The 1,046-nt window shown below is 59.8% G+C and carries 1 protein-coding gene; it reads right to left on the bottom strand.

Annotated elements, in window-relative coordinates; genetic code table 11:
- Positions 1–16: 16 nt before the first annotated feature.
- Positions 17–962 (bottom strand): IS630 family transposase gene (locus AC13RC_RS34075; RefSeq protein ID WP_183814549.1). Its coding sequence is split into 2 segments (ribosomal slippage): positions 17–647 and positions 646–962, totalling 948 coding nucleotides; the frame shifts between segments, so codons are not numbered across the junction.
- Positions 963–1,046: the final 84 nt, after the last annotated feature.

Below are 1,046 nucleotides of genomic sequence, written 5' to 3'. Positions count from 1 at the left end.
CTAGAGCATCGTGCATTCAGGTGTACCCTGCGGCTTTGAAGTAATTCTGGCATTCGGTTGATGAGTAGAGCTCGCAGATATTGCCGATTGCCTGCCAGAGTCCGTCGATGGTGCGAATGGCTCGGGCTCGGAGATGTGCCTTCAATTTCGAGAAGGCCATCTCGATCGGGTTGAGATCGGGACTGTAGGGCGGCAGGAACAGCATCCAGGCCCCGCGCGCCCTGATGGCGGCTTCGGCCTTTGGGCTCTTGTGGGCGGCCAGATTGTCGAGAATGACGACATCGCCTGCAGACAGGGTCGGGGCCAGTTGGGTTTCGACATAGGCCTCGAAGATGCGCCGGTTCATCGGCCGGTCGACGACGAAGGGCGCGGTGAGCCCGAAGCATCTGAGGCCAGCGATGAAGGTCTGCGTCTTCCAATGCCCGAACGGCGCCTTGGCGCGCAGACGCTGGCCCTTCGGGCATCGGCCGCGCAGGCGGATCATTTTTGTCGTCGTGCCGGTTTCGTCGAGGAATACCAGCCGATGCGGCTCAAGGCGCATCTTCGGTTGGCGCTTTGTTGTCCATTCCTCGCGCGCCTTTGTGATGTCCGGCCGATCTTGCTCGCTGGCCAGCAGCGTTTTTTTTGAAGCGATAGCCATTGCGGATCAGCCAGCGCGAGATCGATGAGGGGGCGACGGTCGTGCCCTGGCCGGCCAGTTCGGCTGCCAGTTCCGGCATGGTGATGTCGTCTTTCTCAGCCACCCGGCCCATCAGGAACTCCCGATGCGGATCGAGCTTGGAGTAGCGCCAGCCGCCTCCGGGCTTCGGTGACAGGCTACCGGACTGACGATAGGCCGACATCAGCTTTACGGCGAAGGAAACCGAAACGCCAAAATGCCCAGCCGCCGCATGTCGTGATTGGCCACCCTCAACAAAGCGGACAATGCGCTCCCGCAGATCAAGTGAATAGGCTTTGGTCATCGCAAATCACCTCCGAACGAAGTGAATCACGAAATGAAATCGACTGGAATCCCCAATGATTCAGCCTGAATGTCCGACGCTCTA

The organism is Martinezella sp. CNPSo 3890 (genome assembly GCF_057784455.1).
This window is presented reverse-complemented; position numbering and strand designations above follow the sequence as displayed.